The sequence below is a fragment of the Rothia nasimurium genome (assembly GCF_014217215.1).
Taxonomy (GTDB): Bacteria; Actinomycetota; Actinomycetes; order Actinomycetales; family Micrococcaceae; genus Rothia; species Rothia avistercoris.
In genome coordinates, this window is record NZ_CP056080.1 from 1,247,682 (window position 1) to 1,269,324 (window position 21,643).

A 21,643-nucleotide genomic window follows, 5' to 3' on the forward strand; every position below is an offset into this window, starting at 1 on the left:
AGGGGGCGGTCTGACTCAGCTGAGTCAGACCGCCCCCTTCATGTTCTAGAAGCCCGGGTGCCTACTTACCGCGGCGAGTGAGCTTGCTGAAAAGACGGGTATTGCCCTTGTACTGGTAGGGGTTGCCACGGGTTACCTTTACACCGGCAATCAGAGCTGAGATAGCCAGGTAGGTCCAGGCCAGGGCAGCGATGAGGCCGAAGAGCCAGCCGATAGCCGGAATGTTGCTGAGCATAATAGAGACAGCCAGAACCAGGGTGGGCAGCAGGGTGAAGTCGAGAGCTTCACGGGATTCCTGCTCGGTGAAGGGGCCGCGGCCTCGGTAGAGGTAGTAGATGACGGCCGCGGGAATACAACCTAGCACGCCCCCAAAGTGTGCAGCGGTTGCGATATTTCGGTCTGCGCTAACAGACAGGTGTGCAGCGGTTGCAGGTGACCCCTTGTAGGGAGTCGAGGAAGGTGCTGATGCGGTCTTCAAGAATTCTTCTCTTTGAGGTTGAAAGGGCGAATGAGTGATGTGCGGGCTGTAAGCCCATCAAACACAATTTTAGTCAAAGCTAGGGGAGGACGGTATATGTGAAGCCTACGAATTTATGGGGGAGCAGGACGATATTTGTCACACCGCCTGTACCCGCTTTAGCCTGCGGGCCCGTCAAGGGTGACGAAGTCAATGAGGTGTTCTACCGGCCCTAAGAGACTTGGCTCAAGATCGGTGTAGGAATTAACCCTCTTGAGAATGGAATCCCAGCCGGCACGGACGTCCTCTGGGGTCTCTGCCGCTCGGCCGAAACGCCGCAGTATGCCGGTCTTCCAGTCTTCCCCGCGGGGAACTTCGGGCCAGGCCTGTAAGCCCAATACCTGGGGCTTGACGGCCTGCCAGATATCCACAAAGGGGTGGCCCACAATCAGCACGTTTTCGCGGGCACCGGCCACTGCCATGGCCTCTTGCGCGATGCGCTCTTCCTTACTTCCTGCCACCAGGTGGTCTACCAGAATTCCGAGTTTGCGGTGGGAGGCCGGGCCAAAACTTGCAACTGCTGCGGCGAGATCGTCGACCCCGTGCAGGGGTTCCACCACGATACCCTCAACCCGTAGATCGTGGCCCCAGACCTTTTCAATGAGCTCGGCATCGTGTACGCCCTCCACCCAGATACGGCTGGCCCTGGCCGTCCGTGCCGGAGCGTTCTCCACCGCAACCGACCCCGACCGAGAAACCTGTCGTGTAGCGGTCTTAGGTTTCTGTTGAGGCTTGGTTAGATCAATACTGCGGCCCTCAAGCAAAAAACCCGGGCCCAGGGGGAAGAACTTGATACGGCCTCGCCGGTCTTCGAGGCCCACTTGAGGGCCGGACGCCGTAGCCCGCAGGGTCACTGCCGCCCCCACAAAGCCGGTGGCGGTGTCCTCTAGCACCATGCCGGGGGCAAGAGGTACCTTGGGCAGGGTAGGACGGTGGGAGATGAGGTCAGCCTGACCCCAGGTATCGCGGTAGTCCATCGGTGTGTCTCTCACTCTCTCATCCAGGGGCATTAGCCATCAGCGTACCGAGTTCTGATTCTAGTTCAGTGGTATTAGAGTTAACGGGTAACTTAGCACTCAAGGTCATCAAGTGCTAACCTAGCCCCGCAGACCTCTTCGCCCACCAGGCGAAGACCTATGAGCCCAGGAGGTGCCGTGAACCACCCGAGACGCTTGCAAGTTCTGCAAGCCATCGTCGAAGAATACGTGCACACCCGTGAGCCCGTGGGGTCCAAAACCCTGCTCGAGCGGTATCAGCTGGGGGTTTCCAGCGCCACCGTGCGCAACGACATGGCGGCTCTCGAAGAGCAGGGCCTGATCCAGGCCCCCCACGCCAGTGCCGGGCGGGTGCCCACCGACCGGGGCTACCGCCTTTTCGTTGACCAGATATCGTCCCTACAGCCCCTCTCTGACGCTGAAAAACGGGCGATTCGAACCCTTCTCGATAGCGCCGAAAGCGTTGATGAAATGATGAAGACCAGCGTGCGTCTACTCTCATCGCTCACCCACCAGGTAGCTATGGTGCAGTACCCTACCGGCCCGGCTACCAGCGTGCGCCATATCGAGCTGGTCTCCCTCTCCAGCACCACGGTGCTGCTGATCCTTATCACCGACTCCGGCCAGGTAAACCAGCGTACCCTCACCCTTGCCCACAGCCCCGAAGAGCTTACAGTGGCCCGCCAGCAGCTCCTTGACCTCTACGCCAACCGTACGCTCGACAGCATAGCCGCAGCACCGGCGTCCACCCCCGGCAATAACCTACTCAGCCCCCTCACCGAGGCCCTGCACCTACTCGCCGCCCAGGGTGCCTCTTCTCAGGTGCTGATTGCGGGCACCTCCTACCTTGCCGCCTCGACCGTAGATTTTAGAGGCAGCATCGCCCCGGTGCTCGATGCCCTAGAAGAGCAGGTTGTGCTGCTCAAGTTACTCACCGACCTAGACCACGATGAACGCGGATTTGCCGTGAGTATCGGCTCTGAGAACCGCAGCGAATCCCTGGCCGAAACCTCGGTCGTCGCCAGTAGCTACGGGCCCGGGGGAGCTGCCCACGTGGGAGTCGTTGGCCCCACCCGCATGGACTACACCAGCACCGTATCCAAGGTCAACGCCGTAGCCCGCTACCTATCCAAGATTTTGGGCCAGGCCTAGCCCTGCGCCTACCCCCTTTAAACCAGCCCATCGAAAGAGAGAACCAGTGAGCAGTCACTACGAAACCCTCGGCGTCTCACGCGATGCCAGCCCCGAAGAAATCAAGAAGGCTTACCGCAAGAAGGCCCGCCAGTTGCACCCCGACATCAACCCTTCGGAAGAAGCTGCCGAGGAGTTCAAGCGCGTCTCCCTCGCCCACGATGTGCTCTCTGACCCCGAAAAGCGCCGCATCTACGACCAGACCGGCAACGAAAACGGCACCGCCGGTGGCTTCGGTGCAGGAGCAGGCGGCTTCGGCGGGGGCTTTGGCGGCTTCCAAGATATCTTCGATACCTTCTTCAACTCTGGCCCGCGCGGCCCCCAGAGCCGCGTCCGTCAGGGCCAGGACGCCCTCATCAACGTCAAGATCGACCTCAAAGATGCCGTCTTCGGCACCCACAAGCCCATCACCGTTGATACCGCCGTTACCTGTGACCTCTGCAAGGGCGAAGGAACCGCTGAGGGCACCCACCCCGAAACCTGCGACACCTGCCACGGCCAGGGCTACATGCAGCGCCAGGTCCAGTCGATTCTGGGCACCGTCGTGCAGCCCGTTGAGTGCCCCACCTGCCGCGGGTTCGGCACCGTCATCAAGCACCCCTGCGCTGAATGCTACGGCGAAGGCCGCGTGCGGGAACGCAAGCCCCTCACCATCAAAATTCCCGCCGGCGTCACCAATGGCGCCCGCATCCGCCTGGCAGGCCAGGGTGAAGCCGGTACCGCAGGCGGCCCCAACGGCGACCTCTACGTTGAGCTGCGCGTCAACCCCGACCCCACCTTCAGCCGGGACGGCGATGACCTGGTAGCTACCGTAGGTGTGCCCATGACCGCAGCGGCCCTGGGCACCACCATCACCCTCGACACCTTCGACGGCCCCCAGCAGGTACAGATTCCCACCGGAACCCAGTCAGGTGACGTGGTCACCCTCAAGGACCTGGGCGTCACCCACCTGCGCGGCGGGGGCCGCGGCGACATCCGTGTGCAGATTGAGGTACGTACCCCCACCGACCTCACCGAGGAGCAGAAGAACCTGCTCAAGCAGTTCTCCGAGCTTCGCAGTGAAGACCTGCAGGTCAGCGAAACCGTCACCCATAAGCAGGGCGGCTTCTTCTCCCGCCTCAAAGACCACCTCAAATAGGATGACCCCATGAGCAACGCTGTCTACTACATCGAACCTGACGAGCTGGCTGCCCTGACGCCAGGTGCCACCCTGCACCTGACCGGCGACGAGGGGCACCACGCCCTCGTTAAACGTCCGGTGCTCGGGGAAGGGCTCGATGTGGTAGACGGTGAGGGCAACCGCGCTATCACCCGGGTTACTGAGCTGGGTCAGGACGGCCCCGTGCTTGAGGTCCTCGAACTCACCGAAGATACGGTGGGGGTAGAGATATACCTTGTGCAGGCCCTGGCTAAGGGGGATAGGGATATCCAGGCCATTGAGATGGCCACCGAGCTGGGCGCCCACGGTATTGTGCCCTGGAGCGCCGACCGGTCGATTGTGCGCTGGAAGATGGAGCGGGCCGTCAAAGCACGGGCAAAGTGGCAGAATACGGTGCGGGCAGCAGCTAAGCAGTCCCGCCGGGCCCTGCTGCCCCCGGTCTACGAGCAGCACTCAACTACAGATTTAGCCGACCTTGCCCACGAGCTGGGGGAGGACGGCCTCTTCCTGGTTCTCCACGAGCAGGCAGATTACCGTCTCACCCAAGCTCTTGAGCGGCACCTGACCGATCGGGTGAAAGAGGTCTACTTCATCGTAGGCCCCGAAGGCGGTATCAGCCCCCGAGAACTCGACCTGCTCGCAGAAGCCGGGGCACACACGGTACTGCTTGGCCCAGAAATCCTCCGCAGTTCTACCGCCGGTGCAGCCGCTATTTCTGCCCTCAACGTTGCGCTAGGACGCTGGTAAACCCCGTTCTGCTACAGGTAAAGTAAGAACTACCGCGTACGCTTTGTATTTCAAGGAGCTCTGACAGCCCGCACGGGCATCTATGACTACCTCATCTACGGCTAGCAGCCGCCCCCTCTCTGTTGCCCGCACCTTCTCCTTCCGGTCAACCGAAGAGATGGTCGCGGTGCTTGGTCCCCACGACGGAAATATCACCCTGATTGAGCAGGCCTTCCCCAGTCTTACTATTCGCCCCAAGGGGCTAGACGTCATCGTTACCGGCCCCTCAGAAACTGTAGCCACCACCGTCCGTCTGCTGGCTGAACTCACCATTTTGGTAGAGAACGACACCCAGGTCACCAGCGAAGTGGTCAAGCGCATCATGGGCATGATGACCGCCAGCCTCTCCCACCCAGCTACCGCGATCAGCCAGAATATTCTGAGCTCCCGGGGCAAGAATATTCGCCCGAAGACCATTAATCAGAAGTCCTATGTCGATGCTATCGATGCTAATACCGTGGTCTTTGGCATCGGCCCGGCAGGTACCGGTAAGACCTACCTGGCCATGGCCAAGGCGGTACAGGCCCTCCAGTCAAAGGAAGTCAACCGCATCATTCTGACCCGCCCCGCTGTTGAAGCTGGCGAGCGCCTAGGCTTCCTACCCGGGTCGTTGAACGAGAAGATTGACCCCTATCTGCGCCCGCTCTACGATGCGCTGCACGACATGATGGACCCCGAGACCATTCCCCGCTTGATGGAGGCCGGGACCATTGAAGTGGCGCCCCTGGCCTATATGCGCGGTCGTACCCTGAACGACGCTTTTATTATTTTGGACGAAGCGCAGAACACTACGGTGGAGCAGATGAAGATGTTCCTGACCCGTTTGGGCTTTGGGTCGAAGATGGTGATTACCGGTGACGTCACCCAGGTGGACCTGCCCGGTGGTCAGGCCTCAGGTCTGAAGCAGATTCGTCAGATTCTTGAAGGTATTGACGATATCCATTTCGCGGTTCTGCAGGCCGAGGACGTAGTACGCCACTCCTTGGTCTCGGATATTGTAAGTGCCTACGATAAGTGGGACGATGCCAAGACCTCGATGGAGCGCCGCCGCAATCGCAAGGTCAAGCGCCAGACCATTGAGGCCGCGGCCGAAAAGCTGCTGCAGCAGTCAGGTATCGATGTAACCCCCGAAGAGAAGGCCTAGCCCTGTGAATATTGAGTTTGATATTGAAGAGCCCGGCGCAGAGGCGAGCGACTTTGTGCGTGAGTCTTTTGAGGCTGTTGATACCGGTGTGCTGGAGAAGCTTGTAGCCCATGCCTTTGCCCATATGAAGGTCTCACCTGAGACCGAGCTGTCTATCGCCATTGTGGGCGAAAGCGAAATGGAGCGCATCCACATCGATTGGATGGATTTGCCCGGCCCCACCGACGTGATGAGCTTCCCCATGGACGAGCTCACCCCCGGCACCGACGATCAGCCAGCCACCGGCGTCCTCGGTGATATTGTCCTGTGCCCGCCTGTTGCCGCCCGTCAGGGGGCGGATGCCGGCCACAGCACCCTCGATGAGCTCTGCCTGCTCACCACCCACGGCATCCTGCACTGCCTGGGCTATGACCATGCCACGGCGGAAGAAGAGGCTGAAATGTTCGGTATTCAGCGCACCATTCTTGAAGAGTTTCTGGGGCGCCCGTCACCTGTAGAGACGAGGCACTAACCGATGCTTTCTTCTGTTTTGCTGGCCTGTGCCGTACTGCTCTTAGTCTTGGTGGGCTACCTGCTCACCGCCGTTGAGTCGTCCTACACCTACCTGCCCCGCTCTGAGGCCCAGCGTCTGGGGGAGGAGCCTGAGAACAAGAGCATTCGGGCTATTCTCACTGACCCCGAGCCCTACTTCCGGTCCCTGCGTATCTGGCGGGTTCTGGCTGAGGTGTCTTCGGTCGTCTGTTTCTTCCTGCTGGTCCACGACCTTTTCAGCCGCACCTGGGTGAGCGTCCTGGTCACCCTACTGGTCATGACCGTTGTGGTCTTTGCCTTCTTCGGGGTCGCCCCCCGCCTGGTGGGCCGCACCAAGCACACCCAGGTCTTCTCGGCGATGGCCGGGGTGGTCTACGGGCTGGGCGTGCTGACCCGCCCCTTCTCGTCCGCTCTCACCTCCCTGTCCCGCAAGGTCAGCCCCAAGGACTCCGAGCAGGTGACCGGTATTTTCACTGAAGATGAGATTCTTGAGTTCGTTGACCGCGCAAGTTCTTCTGAGGCTATCGAAGACGACGAGGCAGAGATGGTTCAGTCCATCTTTGAACTCGATGAGACCCGCATCCGCTCAATTATGGTGCCGCGTGCCGATATGGTGACGGTTGACGTGACCGAAAGCCTGGACGACGCTATCTCCCTCTTCCTGCGGTCGGGCTACTCCCGCGTGCCGGTGCTGGGCGAGTCCTTTGACGATGTGCGCGGCATGCTCTACCTCAAGGACGCCCTGGCAGCCTCACGCGAGGCAGGGGCAGACCTTACAAGCCTGGGTATTACCTCTTTGATGCGCCCGGTCCGCTATGAGCCAGAATCCAAGCGCGTGATGGATCTGCTCAAGGAAATGCAGCGTGAATCTACCCACGTCGCTGTGGTCGTTGATGAGTACGGCGGAACCGCCGGTCTTGTAACCCTAGAAGATCTCATTGAAGAACTGGTCGGCGACATCTCTGACGAGTACGACAACGAGAAGCCTGAAATTACCCTGCAAGAGGACGGCACCTTCAAGATTAGTTCCCGCCTGAGCATCTGGGAGCTGGGCGAGCTCTTCGGCCTAGAACTTGATGATGAGGACGTCGATACGGTCGGCGGTCTGCTAGCTAAACACCTGGGTCGGGTACCGATTATCGGCAGCGAAGTTGTTGTTGAGGGTATTCACATTAAGGCTATTGGTTCTCGTGGGCGCCGCAATAAGATTGGCACGCTCTCTGTTTGGGCGGACCCTGCGCCGCAACACCCTGTAAAGTAAAGCCAAGACATTACTTAATCCCATCATTGGAGTATCTGCATGGAGTTTGCTTCCTTCCCCGACGACTACACTGCGGGCTTTGCCGTTCTAGTAGGCCGCCCCAACGCCGGTAAGTCAACCCTCACCAATGCGCTGGTCGGGCAGAAGGTCGCTATTACCTCCAACCGCCCGCAGACTACCCGCCACACCATCCGCGGTATTGTGCACCGTGAGGACTTCCAGCTGGTGCTGGTTGATACTCCCGGTCTGCACCGCCCCCGTACCCTGCTGGGTGAGCGTCTGAACGACATGGTGGCGCAGACCCTCTCTGAGGTCGACGTGATTGGTTTCTGCATTCCTGCTGACGAAAAAATCGGACCCGGTGACCGCTATATTGCGCAGCAGCTGGCTGCCTCGGGCAACAAGCCCATCGTCGCTATCGTCACCAAGGCCGATAAGGTGGGGCACGAGCAGCTGACCGAGCAGCTCCTTGCCGTTTCGGCGCTGGGCGATGAGATTATGAGCGCTGAGCGGGCAGCCCGCCAGCAGCGCCGCGAACGCCAGGAGCGCAAGAAGAAGGGGGAGGAGCTTCCCTTCCGTAAGGGCAGCGGCCCGGCAGCTACCCGCGATAAGGGCCAGGCTGTGCCTGCTCCTGTTAATGACGGCCGTGGCGGCTGGGCAGATATCATCCCGGTTTCTGCGGTCAAGGACTACCAGGTAGAAGAGGTTGCGAAGCTCCTTTCCTCCTACCTGCCTGACTCACCCCCGCTGTACCCCACCGGCGAGCTGACCGACGAGCCTGAGGCCACCCTGGTAGCTGAGCTGGTGCGGGAAGCGGCTCTGGAAGGCGTGCAGGACGAACTGCCCCACTCAGTAGCCGTCACTGTTGAAGAAATGGAACTGCGCGAGGGTCGCAGCGAGAATAACCCCCTGCTCGACATTCACGTAAACCTCTTTGTGGAGCGAGACTCCCAAAAAGGAATTATTATCGGTAAGCAGGGGTCTCGCCTGAAAGAAATTGGTCAAACTGCCCGTAAGAACATCGAGGCCCTGCTCGGCACCAAGGTCTTCCTCTCCATTCACGTGAAGGTAGCCAAGGACTGGCAGCGTGACCCCCGTGCCCTGGGCAAGCTGGGCTTCTAAATTTTCCCCACTTATCAGGAGTTTCCTCCCAGTCTTACCCCCTAAGCTGGGCTGAAGAAAATCGGTCACCCCCGTACCGTAGACGAATCGGAGATACCTTTTATGGCGCCACAGGGTCAGCCCCCGCAGCGAGTTGTTACGCCCCTGGGGCGTCACATGAGCAACCAGCCTCTTAAGTCTCAGCGGATTAAGTGGATAGCGCTCTCGTGCGTTGCCCTTCTCGCTATGGTGGTTGCTTTTAGCGGTTTTGCTCTGGTGCGTTTGGGCAGCAACGTGCAGACCGCCGAGATGAACATTGGTGAGCTATCATCGAATCTTGCCAGCGGCCCTCTCGACATTCTTGTGATTGGCTCCGATACCCGTGCCGGTAACAACGGGGCCTACGGCACTGCTGAGGACGCCGCATCCGGGGCACGCTCCGATGTGATGATGCTGGTTCAGGTAAGCGAAGACCGTTCAAACGTCAACGTCATATCCTTCCCCCGCGACCTGATGGTCGATATTCCCAAGTGCACGGATGCAGAAACCGGTGAGGTCTACCCGGCTACCACCGAAACCCAGATTAATGAATCCCTCGATCGCGGTGGCCCCGGCTGTACCGTAGCCACGATTAGCAACCTCACCGGCATAGCTATTGACCACTTTATGCTGGTAGATTTCAACGCCGTTAAGGCTCTATCGAGTGTCGTGGGTGGCGTTGAGGTCTGTGTAACCGAGCCGATTGACGACACCTACAGCGGGCTCAAGCTTCCTGCCGGTACCTCAAGCGTTGAGGGCGAACAGGCCCTGGCCTTCCTACGTTCTCGTCACGGCTTTGGCGACGGTAGCGACACCGCCCGTATCCAGGCCCAGCAGAGCTTCCTCGCCTCCCTGCTGCGGAAGGTCCAGGCTGAGGGCACTCTGACCAACCCCGCTATGCTGCTCAACATCGCTGAGGCTATTACCCAGAACGTCACCATCGATAAGGAATTGACTAACCTGGGTAACCTGGTGAGCATCGGAACTATCTTTGCCAAGGTTGATCTGAGCAAGGTGGTCTTTGCGACTGTCCCCAACGAGCCCTACACCTACGATGCAAACAAGCTCCAGCTATCCGCCGATTCAGAAGCTTTCTTTACGAAGCTTCAAAATGATGAATCCCTCGTCAAGCCTGCTGCCACTGCCTCTGCTAGCGCGAGTGAATCGTCCGCCCCGGCTGCTGAACTGACCTATTCGCTGGGTGTGAGCGTTACCGATGCCACCGGTGTTGAGGACCGTGCTGAAGAACTGGCTCCAAAGATTGAGCAGGCTGGCTTCACCTCGGTGACAACCTCCAGATCCGATGCGGTCTACACCGAGTCGGCAATTTACTACCCCTACGGTTATGAGGCCGAAGCTCAGGCTATTGCCAATCTCTTCGGTATTACCTCCCTGACCCCCTCGGACCAGTACGTGGGAATTGCCGTTATTCTGGGATCAGACCTGGCTGAGAGCGACACCATTGAAGCCCCCCAATCTGAGATTGCAGCGGGTGCTACCGGCCAGACCGCCGATCAGGTAACCTGCCAGCAGTCTTTCATCTACTAAGCACCCACCCAGCGGTTCCATATAGTGGACGGGCGGTGGCAGCTTCTGCCGCCGCCCGTCTCTGCGTGGTACCGTGACAGTATGAGTGAGATGACACTGGTACTCCTTATCTGCCGTATCGAAGCGCCCCGGGTGTAGCTTCGATACGGGTCAGTGCTACCCGGGACGATACCCCTTCCTCACCGATCTCAACATCTAAGGTCATCACGATGAAAAACTTTCAGAAGCCCTCACCCATGCCCGTGCACAAGTACGTGCCATTTGACCAGCAGATTCAGGTTTCCCTGCCCGACCGCACCTGGCCTAACAAGACCATGACCAAGGCCCCCCGCTGGTGCGCTGTTGACCTGCGTGACGGCAACCAGGCCCTGATTGACCCCATGGACACCGAACGCAAACTGGCCATGTTCAAGCTCTTGGTCAAGATGGGCTACAAGGAAATCGAGGTCGGCTTCCCCTCAGCTTCGGCCACCGACTTTAACTTTGTGCGGACCCTCATCGAAGAGGGCCACATTCCCAATGATGTCACCATCCAGGTGCTGGTACAGTGCCGTGAGCACCTGATTCAGAAGACCTTTGAGGCTATCGACGGGGCTCCCAAGGCTATCGTCCACTTCTACAACTCCACCTCTGTACTGCAGCGCCGCGTGGTTTTCAACCAGGACCAGGACGGCATCTTGGATATCGCCCTCACCGGAGCCCGTCTCTGCAAGAAATACGAAGAACAGCTGGCTGGTGCCACCAAGATTACCTACGAGTACTCACCGGAGTCCTTCACCGGTACCGAGCTGGAATATGCGGTGCGGGTCTGCAATGCTGTCACCGATGAGCTGGGTATTGGCGAGGGCAACGAGGTTATTATCAATCTCCCTGCCACCGTTGAGATGGCTACCCCGAACGTGTATGCCGACTCTGTAGAGTGGGTCAGCCGCAACCTGACCAACCGTGAACACGTCGTCCTCTCCCTACACCCCCACAATGACCGGGGCACCGGTGTAGCTGCAGCTGAGCTGGGCTACCTGGCCGGTGCAGACCGTATCGAGGGCTGTCTCTTTGGCAACGGTGAGCGCACCGGTAACGTTGACCTGATCACCCTGGGCCTGAACATGTACACCCAGGGCATCGACCCCGAAATTGACTTCTCCGACATCGACGAGATTCGCAGAACCGTTGAGTACTGCAACCAGTTGCCCGTTCACGAGCGTTCCCCCTACGGTGGCGACCTGGTCTTTACCGCCTTCTCAGGCTCACACCAGGACGCCATCAAGAAGGGCTTCGAGCGCATGGAGAAGGACGCTGCTGAGCAGGGTAAGAGCGTCGATGATCTGGTATGGGCTGTTCCCTACCTGCCAATTGATCCCAAGGATCTGGGCCGTACCTACGAGGCTGTGATTCGTGTGAACTCCCAGTCGGGCAAGGGTGGTGTGGCCTACCTGCTCAAGAAGGACTTTGGGCTCGATTTGCCCAAGCGCGCCCAGCAGGAATTCTCTGCTATTGTGCAGGCTCAGACCGATGCCCAAGGTGGCGAGGTTGAGAGCAAGGCCCTGTGGGATATTTTTGCCGATGAGTACCTGCCGAGCAGGGAGGCGGACGCCCGCTGGGGTAAGTACCGCATTGAATCGCTTTCTATTGACTCTGAGGAGCACGGCGAGACCACTATGCGGGTTGGCCTGAATATTGCTGGTCATACCTACAACCGAGTGGGTCAGGGTAGCGGCCCTATCGAGGCCCTGCAGTCAATTTTGGCCAAGGAGGGCGTGGACGTCCGCGTGCTCGACTACTCGGAGCATACCCTGGCTTCTGCGGCGAGCGCCCAGGCGGCCTCATACATTGAGGCAGCGGTGGGGAGCCGGGTGCTGTGGGGTATCGGTATCGACAGCTCGACCACTCGTGCCTCACTCAAGGCTATGATTTCAGCGGTGAACCGCGCACTGCGTGACTCTGCTGAGTAGAGCATAAGTGTGGGCCGTACCGGGACTTCCGGTACGGCCCACCTTTTGACAGTGCCCTGCATAACAGGTCAGGGTAGAGACCTGGCACACTGAATGTGGGAGAATAAAGACGTGACTTCAGCGCTATCTACGACTAAGACCATTCGTGATAGCGCTATTGTTTTACGCACTCAGGATCTGGGGGAGCACGATCGCATTATCATCCTTGCTACCCGGCAGCGGGGGATTGTGCACGCAGTAGCCAGGGGAGTGCGCAAGAGCAGCTCCAAAATTGGTGCCCGGCTCGAGCCCTTCATGCTGGTCGACATTTCGGCTGCCCTCGGTAAAAAACTCGCTACGATTTCGCAGGTTGTTACCCGCCGCGCCTATTTGGGGCCGATTATCAACGACTACACCCGTTACACGGTCGCAGCTGTCTTAGCCGAGGTGGCAGAACAACTGCTCAACCACGAACAAGAGCGCCTAGAGGAGCAGTTCACGCTATTAGCCGGCGCCCTCTCAGCCCTAGCGCGAGGCACCTACCCGCCCCACCGCGTCCTTGACTCCTACCTGCTACGAGCCCTGCACAGGGCAGGCTGGAGCATGGCCATTGGCGCCTGTGCCGCCTGCGGTAGCCTTGATGACCTCACCTATTTTTCTCCGTCCCTGGGGGTGCTGTGTACCGGGTGTGTGCGCACCAGTCATTTCCCTCAGCTCAGCCCGTTGGCTCCTGAAGAACCTGCCTATTTAGCGGCTCTGGCCACCGGCGACTGGCCCGGCATTTTGAGCGAGCACCCGCCCGCGCTCCGGCAGAGGGCTGAACAGCATATCATGGACTATGTGCAGTGGCAGCTTGAGCGGCCGCTCAAAACTCTGACCACCCTAGAGAAGGAAATCTAGTAGATGACACCGGTGAAGCCCTACAGCCACCCCAGCGGCGCTGTAGCTCCTGCGATTCCAAGCAAGTTCGTGCCCCAGCACGTGGCCGTGGTGATGGACGGCAATGGACGCTGGGCGAATGAACGCGGCCTACCCCGCAATGAGGGCCACCGAGCCGGTGAAGCAGCCCTACTCGATGTGGTGGCTGGTGCTATCGAAATGGGTATTCCCTATGTTTCTGCCTACGCGTTTTCAACCGAGAACTGGCGTCGCAGTCCCGACGAGGTCGCCTTCCTCATGCGTTTCTCCTCTGAGGTTCTAGAACGTCAGCTAGAGACCCTCCAAAGCTGGGGGGTTCGCATCCGCTGGGCGGGTCGTCGGCCCAAGCTCTGGAAGTCGGTTATCAAGCTGCTCGAAAAGTGCGAAGAAGAAACCAAGCACAACACCCTGTGTACCCTGACCATGTGCGTCAACTACGGGGGTAGGGCAGAAATTGCGGACGCCGCCGCCCTGATTGCCGAGGACGTCGCAGCCGGCCGTCTCAAGCCCAAGCACGTCAACGAAAAAATCTTTCAGAACTATCTCGACGAGCCTGACCTGCCCGACGTTGATCTTTTCCTCCGAACCTCGGGTGAACAGCGTTTCTCTAACTTCCTTCTCTGGCAGAGTGCCTATGCCGAGATGGTCTTTATGAACGTGCTCTGGCCCGATGTTGACCGTACGGTACTGTGGCAGGCGGTAGAAGAATATGCCCGCCGTGACCGCCGCTACGGCGGGGCCGTTGATAAGGTGACCCAATCTTAAGTTTCCTCCTACACTAGGCGAAAGCCGCGGCTGAAAGGGGTCCGATATGCGGATCTACCCAACCCTGTTCAAACTCTTCTTCAAACCCATGGACGCCGAGATGGCTCACCATGTGGGCATGTGGGGGGTAAAGACCCTTCGCCACACCGGTATTTCTCGCCTGGGGGGCCGCTACTTTGCGCCTCACCCGTCACTGGCTACCGAGGTCATGGGCCTTACTTTCCCCTCGCCTTTCGGCGTTGCCGCTGGTTTTGATAAGGGCGGTAATGCAATTCCGGCGCTGGGTAACCTGGGTTTTGGACACATTGAAATCGGCACTATTACCGGTCAGGCTCAGCCGGGCAACCCCCAGCCCCGCCTTTTCCGTCTGGTAGATGATAAGGCCATTATTAACCGCATGGGTTTCAATAACGATGGTGCGGCAGCAGCTGGGCCCCGTGTTGCTGCCGCCCGCGCGGACCTTGAAGCCGAATATCGGGGTAAGGTACGCCCCGTCATTGGTGTCAATATCGGTAAAACCAAGGTGGTAGCCCTTAAGGACGCCATCGAGGACTACTTGGTGAGCACTCGGGTGCTTGCGCCCCAGGCTGACTATCTCGCTGTGAATGTCAGCTCACCGAATACTCCGGGACTGCGTGACCTTCAGGCGATTGAGACCCTTGAGCCTCTACTTGAGGCTGTACGTGCTGAAGCCGACCGCGTTGTGCAGGGACGCCGGGTACCCCTGGTCGTGAAGATTGCTCCTGATCTGGCCAATGAAGATATTAAGGACGTTGCCGCAATGGCTCTGCGTCTGGGGCTAGATGGCATTATTGCCACGAACACCACGATTGCTCGTGAAGGGCTGGGGCTGGTTAGCCCTCGAGCTAAGGTTGAGGAAATTGGCGCGGGTGGACTCTCAGGCGAGCCCCTCAAGAAGCGTTCACTTGAGGTTCTCCGTCTGCTGAAAGCTGAGGTGGGCGACCAACTGGCTCTTATTTCGGTAGGTGGCGTTACCACTGCTCAGGACGTCGCCGACCGTCTGGATGCAGGCGCCAATCTAGTGCAGGGTTATTCTGCATTTATCTACGAAGGCCCACTCTGGGCAGCTCATATCAATCGGGGACTGTTGAAATTGCGGAAAACCCGCTAGACTAGACACGTGAGATTATGACACAAAGGGGCGTTACCTCTCTAGAGAGGTAACGCCCCTTTGTATTTAAAGGTTCAAGCAAGCGGATTTTTACTCCGTTGTGGCTTTACTTGGGGTATTCACCGCGCTTTACCTGAGGCTTGGGTAGGCGGAAGCGACGAAGCATCATGATGCGGTTGAAGGCGTAGAAGCCGGAGCGGGGCTCGATGGAGCCAAACTTTTCAGTCAACTTCTTTTTAAGACCGCGCCACATAATCATATAGTCGATGACCCAGAGCAGAATTATGCCCCACATCAGCAAGATAGTGTACTGCTGCATGCTGGGGGAGAAAAGGCCCACGATAAAGACAGCCAGAATAACGATGATCATGATGTCACCTACGTTGAAACGGGCATCAACATAATCACGGATGTAGCGGCGCTGGGGGCCACGATCGTTGGCGGGCAGGTAGCGCTCATCGCCGGTTTGCAGGGCCTGCTGCTGCTTTGCCCGGAACTCGCGGTCAGCTTCACGCTGGGCGTCCTTTGCAGCTTTGCGGTCTGCGGGAACCAGGGGAGTGCGGCGGGCAGCTTCACGTTCTTTTCGAGAGGGGGTAGGACGCCCCTTAGGCGCGGTGTACCCCGGCTGGGTAGTTTCAGGGGTTTCGTTTGCTACCGGAGTAGCCTCGGCAACCACAGAACCAGCATTTTCTGATGATTTCTTATTACGACCAAACACTCCTTAAGAATAACCAAGTTCGTGCGTAGATATACAGTCAGAGCGTATTCTGAGATGTATGACAACACACGATTTTGATTTTTCTGCCCGCCCGGCTCTAGCAACCTACATCGAAGAGAACTTTGAAGCTCAGCTTGAACATCTAGCTGAGCTTGTGGCCATCCCTTCTGTTGCCTGGGAGTCTTTTGACCTCACCGAAGTACAGCGCAGTGCTGAAAAGGTGAAGAGCCTGGCGGAGGACGCCGGTTTTGAAAGCGTTGAGATTCTCTCAGCGTCCTATGGGGAAGGCCAGCAGGGTATGCCTGCGGTCGTAGCCCATTCACCGGCTGCACCTGGTTTTCCCACCTTCTTGCTGTACGCCCACCACGATGTGCAGCCAGCTGGCGACCGCTCCCTCTGGGAGACCGAGCCTTTTGTCGCCACTCGTAAGGGCGATCGTCTCTACGGCCGCGGAGCTGCGGACGACAAGGCTGGCGTCGTTGCCCATCTGGCCGCTTTTAAGGCTGCGCGTGAAGTATTGGGCGACGACTTTAAGGTTGGTGTTACCCTCTTTATCGAGGGCGAGGAAGAGGCTGGTTCGCCCAGCTTTGATAGCTTCCTGCATACCTACCGCGACAAGCTTGCTGGCAACTACATCGTTGTAGCAGACTCGGCTAACTGGAAAACCGGCGTACCTGCCCTGACCGCAGGTCTGCGGGGTGTGGCGAGCGGTGATATTTCTGTACGCGTGAGCAGCCACTCGGTTCACTCCGGCATGTTTGGCGGCCCCCTGCTGGACGCCAACACCGTCCTTATCCAGCTACTCGCCACCCTACACGATACTCAAGGTTCAGTTGCAGTTGAAGGTTTAGTTACTGCACCTGAACCTGACGTTGAATACCCTGAGGCCGATTTCCGCACCGATTCTGGCATTCTCGACAGCGTGAAGCTGGCAGGTCAGGGGTCCATCTCCTCCCGCCTCTGGTCCCAGCCCGCTATCTCCGTCATCGGTATGGACATCACCTCGGTTGCCGAGTCCTCAAACACTATTGCTGCCACAGCCAAGGCGCGCATCAGTGTCCGCCTGGCTCCCGGCCAGGATCCCGCTGCAGCCCACCGGGCACTTGCCGAGCACTTCGCCCGCCACAACCATCACGGGGCAGAGGTGACCTACCATGCAGAAGACTCCGGCCAGCCCTACCAGGCCGACCTTTCTGGCAGTGGCGCCCAGCTAGCCCTGGCAGCGCTGGGGGAGGCCTGGGGAGTTGAGCCTGTCACCACCGGCATGGGCGGGTCCATTCCCTTCATTGCGACCCTCACCGAGGTCTACCCCGAGGCCCACATTCTGATTACCGGCATCGAAGACCCGGACACCCGCGCCCACAGCGCCAACGAGTCCCTCTTCATCCCCGACTTCCAGAAGGCAATCCTTGCTGAAGCCCTCATGCTGGCGGCAGCTCACACCGCCAACTAGGAATTCACTTGACTGCGAACATCTCGCGCCCCGTACCCAAGAGGCGTAAGATTGACATCAAAACACCCCACGAAAGGATTGCTCATGTCTGAGACAGTACTCGAAGATCTCCCCACCCACGGCGTTAACCTCACCGAGGTTGCAGCCGGTAAGGTTCGTTCCCTGCTTGAGCAGGAAGGACGTACCGACCTGCGCCTGCGCATCGCCGTGCAGCCCGGCGGTTGTTCAGGCCTGATTTACCAGCTCTACTTTGACGAGCGCGTGCTCGACGGTGACGCCGTCCGCGACTTCGACGGCGTTGAAGTCATCGTTGATCGTATGAGTGTTCCTTATCTCGAAGGTTCAACCATCGACTTCGAAGACACCATTCAGAAGCAGGGATTCTCCATCGATAACCCCAACGCCCAGGGCTCCTGCGCCTGTGGAGATTCCTTCCACTAAGCGTCCGCCCAGCCCGCTTCACAGGTGGGGGTATGCTCCGGCATACCCCCACTTTTCTGTTTCAGCCCGCCCAAACATGAAATACTTATGTAATGACACGTCAGTTCATTGACAGGTTGTCACCAGAAACGCCCGTTTGAGGGTAAGCTCGTATTGAAAGAATTAACACCTGGGTTAATGCTGTCCACACACAGCACCAGGTGACACGCACATCGCTACAGGAAGGGCCGTCTGTGAGTTCGCAGCATCGAACCAGCAGCAAGGGGCTTAAGGGCAAGGCAGTAGCCGCTGCCACAGCCGTTTCAGCGCTGCTCTTGACCGGTTGTTCAGAACAGGCATCAGTGGGCTGGCTGCCCACTCAGCGTGGTGTAACCGATAACGCCGATACCATCATGGACCTCTGGATTGGTACATGGATCGCTGCGTTGGCTGTAGGTCTTGTGACCTGGGGCCTCATGCTTTGGTGCATCATCGCCTACCGCCGTCGCAAGTACGAAACCGGCTACCCCCGCCAGGTGAGCTACCACGCTCCGCTGGAAATTTTCTACACCGCTATCCCGATCATCCTGATCGTCAGCTTCTTCACCTTCTCAGACCGTGCCGAGCGCGAAATCACCGCTCCCAAGTCTGAAACCGCCGATGTCACCATCGAGGTTTACGGTAAGCAGTGGGCATGGGACTTCAACTACCTCGACGAAAACGTCTACTTCGCCGGCGTTCAGGCTCGCCTCGACAAGGAAGGCAAGGAAGGTGTTGAGGAAACCCTCCCCACCCTCTACCTGCCGGTCAACTCAACCGTAGACCTGCAGCTCAAATCCCGTGACGTCATCCACTCCTTCTGGGTTCCCGCCTTCCTTGAGAAGCGCGACACCATTCCCGGCATGACCAACCACATGTACTTCACCACAGGTTCCGAGCCCGCTCGCTACCAGGGTAAGTGCGCCGAACTCTGCGGTGAGTACCACTCAGAGATGCTCTTCAACGTTGAAGTTGTCAGCCAGGAAGACTACGATGCCTACATCCAGTCACTGGAAGATGAAGGCAACATTGGCCGTCTGGGTGACGAGTACAACCGTAACCCCAACATGAACACCAACAACTAAGAGGTAACCCGTGACTACTCTTGAGTATTCAGCTGAGACAACCGGTAGCGTTGTCCCGCGGGTGGTTCCTAAGTCCAAGGGACGAATCATCGTCAACTGGCTGACTTCCACCGACCACAAGACCATCGGGTACATGTACCTGATCGCCGCGTTTATTTTCTTCTGCTTTGCCGGTGTCATGGCTCTGCTTATGCGCCTGGAGCTCTTCACCCCCGGTATGCAGTTCCTCGAAACCAAGGAACAGTTCAACCAGCTCTTCACCATGCACGGCACCCTGATGCTGCTCATGTTTGGTACCCCGCTGTTCACCGGTTTTGCTAACGTCCTGGTACCCCTGCAGATTGGTGCACCCGACGTTGCCTTCCCCCGCCTGAACTCGCTGGCCTTCTGGTTCTTCCTGTTCGGCTCACTGGTAGCCATCGCTGGCTTCCTTACCCCCCAGGGTGCAGCTTCCTTCGGCTGGTTCGCTTACGCTCCGCTGAACAGCACCACCTACAGCCCCTCTGTCGGCGGTGACCTCTGGATCTTCGGTCTAGCTCTGCAGGGCTTCGGCACCATCATGGGTGGCGTCAACTTCCTGACCACCATCCTCTGCATGCGTGCCCCCGGCATGACCATGTGGCGCATGTCGGTCTTCACCTGGACCACCCTGATCACCGCAATCTTGATCATCATGATCTTCCCGCCGCTGGCGTCCGCCCTGTTCGCCCTCGGTATGGATCGTCGCCTCGGTGGCCACATCTTCGACCCCGAAAACGGTGGCGCCGTCCTCTGGCAGCACCTCTTCTGGTTCTTCGGTCACCCCGAGGTTTACGTTCTGGCTCTGCCCTTCTTCGGCATCGTTTCAGAAATCATCCCCGTCTTCTCACGTAAGCCGATTTTCGGTTACAAGGGTCTGATTTTTGCAACCATCGCTATTGCGGCTCTGTCAGTTACCGTGTGGGCACACCACATGTACGTCACCGGCGCGGTCATGCTGCCCTTCTTCTCCTTCATGACCATGCTGATCGGTATTCCTACCGGCGTGAAGTTCTTCAACTGGATCGGCACAATGTGGCAGGGCTCCATCACCTTTGAGACCCCCATGCTCTGGGTCATCGGCTTCCTGATCACCTTCCTCTTCGGTGGTATCACCGGTATTATCCTGGCAACCCCGCCGCTGGACTTCCACCTATCTGACTCCTACTTCGTGGTCGCGCACTTCCACTACGTCATCTTCGGCACCCTCGTCTTCGGTATGTTCGCAGCACTCTACTTCTGGTGGCCCAAGTTCACCGGCAAGATGCTGAACGAGCGCCTGGGCAAGATTCACTTCTGGCTGCTGTTCATCGGCTTCCACATGACCTTCCTCATCCAGCACTGGCTCGGTGTCGACGGCATGCCCCGCCGCTACGCAGACTACATGCCTGAAGATGGCTTCACCTGGATGAACCAGCTCTCAACCGTAGGCTCCATGATTCTGGCAATCTCCATGATTCCCTGGTTCTGGAACGTCTACACCACCGCCCGCAACGGCAAGCGTGTTGAGGTTGATGACCCCTGGGGCTTCGGTGGCTCACTGGAATGGGCAACTTCTTGCCCGCCCCCGCGCCACAACTTCACCGCCCTGCCCCGTATCCGTTCAGAGCGTCCTGCACTCGACCTGCACCACCCTGAACTATCCACCAACAACGACGTCGCTGCAGCAGCCCGCCAGGCAACTGCACGATAGGAGGCCACTGTGAAACTTCTTGCTAAGATTTTCGGTTTCATCGGCGTCTTCCTGATTCCCGTTGGCATCGTCTACGGTCTGATGACTGACTTCACCGAGTGGGCCGGTTTCCCCGCGATTCTGGCTACCGCCGTGATGTGTCTCTTCCTCTGGTACTTCCTGAACTTCACCGACAAGAAGCACCCCGACATGCCTTACGAGAACCTCGAAGGTGAAATCGCTGATGGAGCTGGCGACTACGGCTTCTACTCACCGTGGTCATGGTGGCCCCTCTTCATCGGTGTTGCTTGCACCATCGTTGTTGTAGGTCTGGCTATCGACTGGTGGATCGTACTCGTTGCCATCCCCTTCGCAGCAGCAGCTGTTCTGGGTTGGGTTTACGAATACAACCGCGGCGACCACGCCCACTAAGAGTCTTACCTGGCTCAAGGGGTGGGGCCCCTATCCGAAAGGATAGGGACCCCACCCTTTTTGTGTCGTTTTTAGATTGCTCAGGGGAGAGTGGCAGGACGGCACAGGAAGGCACAGGAAGGCACAGGAAGGCACAGGAAGGCACAGGAAGGCACAGGAAGGCACAGGAAGGCACAGGAAGGCACAGGAAGGCACAGGAAGGCACAGGAAGGCACAGGAAGGCACAGGAAGGCACAGGAAGGCACAGGAAGGCACAGGAAGGCACAGGAAGGCACAGGAAGGCACAGGAAGGCACAGGAAGGCACAGGAGCCAGCCTGACCCAGCCAGTCCACCCTAGGGGTACGACACGCCGAACCACTTAGAGAATATTTAACTGATGTGCTTATCAGCCAAGAGCGCCCGCCATTATAGCTCCCTGAGCTGGGAGATCACTCTCTATAGCAGGATCTCAGCGTCATAGCCCCGGTTGAAAGGAGATACGCTGTGCCCCGTATCCTCAATGCACAGCACAGCGGTTCAAAGGTTATAAGTCCCCCTGTGAGCTGGGGGAGAGCCACCTCATTTACCCTGCATCTTGCGCAGAACTGGCCCAGTACACGCGGCCTCGGGAGTGCGCTACTCTTTCAGAACTGTCAGCCATGTAGGGCAACAGCCCCAAACCCGCCCATCGACTAGTATTTGGCGCTTGCAAGGCGCAGAAAGCCCGAAGAGGCGATGATTGGCTCGGTCATTGGTAACTTCACGCAGGACCAGCGAAAGCCTGTTAAAACACGTGTGGGGCACCCCG

At 58.5% G+C, this 21,643-nt stretch carries 20 protein-coding genes; 17 read left to right on the forward strand and 3 right to left on the reverse strand.

The genetic code is table 11. From position 1 onward, the window contains the following. Positions 1-61: 61 nt before the first annotated feature. Together HWU94_RS05860 and HWU94_RS05865 are read right to left on the reverse strand one after the other, a co-directional pair. Complete coding sequence (locus HWU94_RS05860; RefSeq protein WP_185172894.1) at positions 62-478, reverse strand: DUF4870 domain-containing protein; 417 nt, start codon at positions 476-478, stop codon at positions 62-64. Between the two features lie 158 nt (positions 479-636). Continuing rightward, positions 637-1,494, reverse strand: coding sequence for a DUF3097 family protein (locus HWU94_RS05865; RefSeq protein ID WP_185174792.1), 858 nt, complete (start codon positions 1,492-1,494; stop codon positions 637-639). Positions 1,495-1,671: 177 nt separating this feature from the next. Here HWU94_RS05865 and hrcA point away from each other — a divergent pair, with 177 nt between their 5' ends. The 12 genes from hrcA (at position 1,672) to HWU94_RS05925 (ending at position 15,018) form a co-directional block, all read left to right on the forward strand. Continuing rightward, positions 1,672-2,664, forward strand: a complete 993-nt coding sequence (hrcA, locus tag HWU94_RS05870) for a heat-inducible transcriptional repressor HrcA (RefSeq protein WP_185172895.1) — start codon at positions 1,672-1,674, stop codon at positions 2,662-2,664. A 46-nt stretch (positions 2,665-2,710) separates the two neighbouring features. Then, on the forward strand, positions 2,711-3,841 hold the full coding sequence (gene dnaJ / locus HWU94_RS05875; protein WP_185172896.1) for a molecular chaperone DnaJ: 1,131 nt from the start codon (positions 2,711-2,713) through the stop codon (positions 3,839-3,841). Between the two features lie 9 nt (positions 3,842-3,850). Continuing rightward, positions 3,851-4,609, forward strand: a complete 759-nt coding sequence (locus HWU94_RS05880; protein ID WP_185172897.1) for a 16S rRNA (uracil(1498)-N(3))-methyltransferase — start codon at positions 3,851-3,853, stop codon at positions 4,607-4,609. 82 nt (positions 4,610-4,691) lie between these two features. Further along, positions 4,692-5,792, forward strand: a complete 1,101-nt coding sequence (locus HWU94_RS05885; RefSeq protein WP_244955902.1) for a PhoH family protein — start codon at positions 4,692-4,694, stop codon at positions 5,790-5,792. Between the two features lie 4 nt (positions 5,793-5,796). Beyond that, entirely contained in the window at positions 5,797-6,303 is a 507-nt protein-coding gene (gene ybeY / locus HWU94_RS05890; protein ID WP_185172898.1) for an rRNA maturation RNase YbeY, read from the forward strand. Between the two features lie 3 nt (positions 6,304-6,306). After that, positions 6,307-7,584 carry a hemolysin family protein gene (locus tag HWU94_RS05895; protein ID WP_185172899.1) on the forward strand — a complete coding sequence of 426 codons (1,278 nt, stop codon included), beginning with the start codon at positions 6,307-6,309 and terminating at the stop codon, positions 7,582-7,584. Positions 7,585-7,623: 39 nt separating this feature from the next. Then, on the forward strand, positions 7,624-8,706 hold the full coding sequence (locus HWU94_RS05900) for a GTPase Era (RefSeq protein ID WP_185172900.1): 1,083 nt from the start codon (positions 7,624-7,626) through the stop codon (positions 8,704-8,706). A gap of 156 nt (positions 8,707-8,862) precedes the next feature. Beyond that, positions 8,863-10,272, forward strand: a complete 1,410-nt coding sequence (locus HWU94_RS05905; protein WP_244955903.1) for an LCP family protein — start codon at positions 8,863-8,865, stop codon at positions 10,270-10,272. Positions 10,273-10,481: 209 nt separating this feature from the next. Then, positions 10,482-12,224, forward strand: coding sequence for a 2-isopropylmalate synthase (leuA, locus tag HWU94_RS05910; protein ID WP_185172902.1), 1,743 nt, complete (start codon positions 10,482-10,484; stop codon positions 12,222-12,224). A 111-nt stretch (positions 12,225-12,335) separates the two neighbouring features. After that, positions 12,336-13,103 (forward strand): DNA repair protein RecO, encoded by a 768-nt coding sequence (recO, locus tag HWU94_RS05915; RefSeq protein ID WP_185172903.1) that lies wholly within the window; start codon positions 12,336-12,338, stop codon positions 13,101-13,103. 3 nt (positions 13,104-13,106) lie between these two features. After that, positions 13,107-13,886 carry an isoprenyl transferase gene (locus HWU94_RS05920; RefSeq protein ID WP_185172904.1) on the forward strand — a complete coding sequence of 260 codons (780 nt, stop codon included), beginning with the start codon at positions 13,107-13,109 and terminating at the stop codon, positions 13,884-13,886. Positions 13,887-13,932: 46 nt separating this feature from the next. Then, positions 13,933-15,018, forward strand: coding sequence for a quinone-dependent dihydroorotate dehydrogenase (locus tag HWU94_RS05925; RefSeq protein ID WP_185172905.1), 1,086 nt, complete (start codon positions 13,933-13,935; stop codon positions 15,016-15,018). A 106-nt stretch (positions 15,019-15,124) separates the two neighbouring features. Here the strand turns inward: HWU94_RS05925 and HWU94_RS05930 are convergent, their stop codons facing one another. Further along, positions 15,125-15,736, reverse strand: coding sequence for a DUF3043 domain-containing protein (locus tag HWU94_RS05930; protein WP_185172906.1), 612 nt, complete (start codon positions 15,734-15,736; stop codon positions 15,125-15,127). A 58-nt stretch (positions 15,737-15,794) separates the two neighbouring features. Between HWU94_RS05930 and HWU94_RS05935 the strand changes: the two genes are divergently transcribed. The 5 genes from HWU94_RS05935 (at position 15,795) to HWU94_RS05955 (ending at position 20,855) form a co-directional block, all read left to right on the forward strand. Continuing rightward, positions 15,795-17,189 carry a M20/M25/M40 family metallo-hydrolase gene (locus tag HWU94_RS05935; RefSeq protein WP_185172907.1) on the forward strand — a complete coding sequence of 465 codons (1,395 nt, stop codon included), beginning with the start codon at positions 15,795-15,797 and terminating at the stop codon, positions 17,187-17,189. Positions 17,190-17,273: 84 nt separating this feature from the next. Then, on the forward strand, positions 17,274-17,630 hold the full coding sequence (locus tag HWU94_RS05940) for an iron-sulfur cluster assembly accessory protein (RefSeq protein WP_185172908.1): 357 nt from the start codon (positions 17,274-17,276) through the stop codon (positions 17,628-17,630). A 233-nt stretch (positions 17,631-17,863) separates the two neighbouring features. Next, positions 17,864-18,733, forward strand: coding sequence for a cytochrome c oxidase subunit II (coxB, locus tag HWU94_RS05945; protein WP_185172909.1), 870 nt, complete (start codon positions 17,864-17,866; stop codon positions 18,731-18,733). A 10-nt stretch (positions 18,734-18,743) separates the two neighbouring features. Continuing rightward, on the forward strand, positions 18,744-20,444 hold the full coding sequence (gene ctaD / locus HWU94_RS05950; protein WP_185172910.1) for a cytochrome c oxidase subunit I: 1,701 nt from the start codon (positions 18,744-18,746) through the stop codon (positions 20,442-20,444). A 9-nt stretch (positions 20,445-20,453) separates the two neighbouring features. After that, positions 20,454-20,855, forward strand: coding sequence for a cytochrome c oxidase subunit 4 (locus HWU94_RS05955; protein WP_185172911.1), 402 nt, complete (start codon positions 20,454-20,456; stop codon positions 20,853-20,855). Positions 20,856-21,643: the final 788 nt, after the last annotated feature.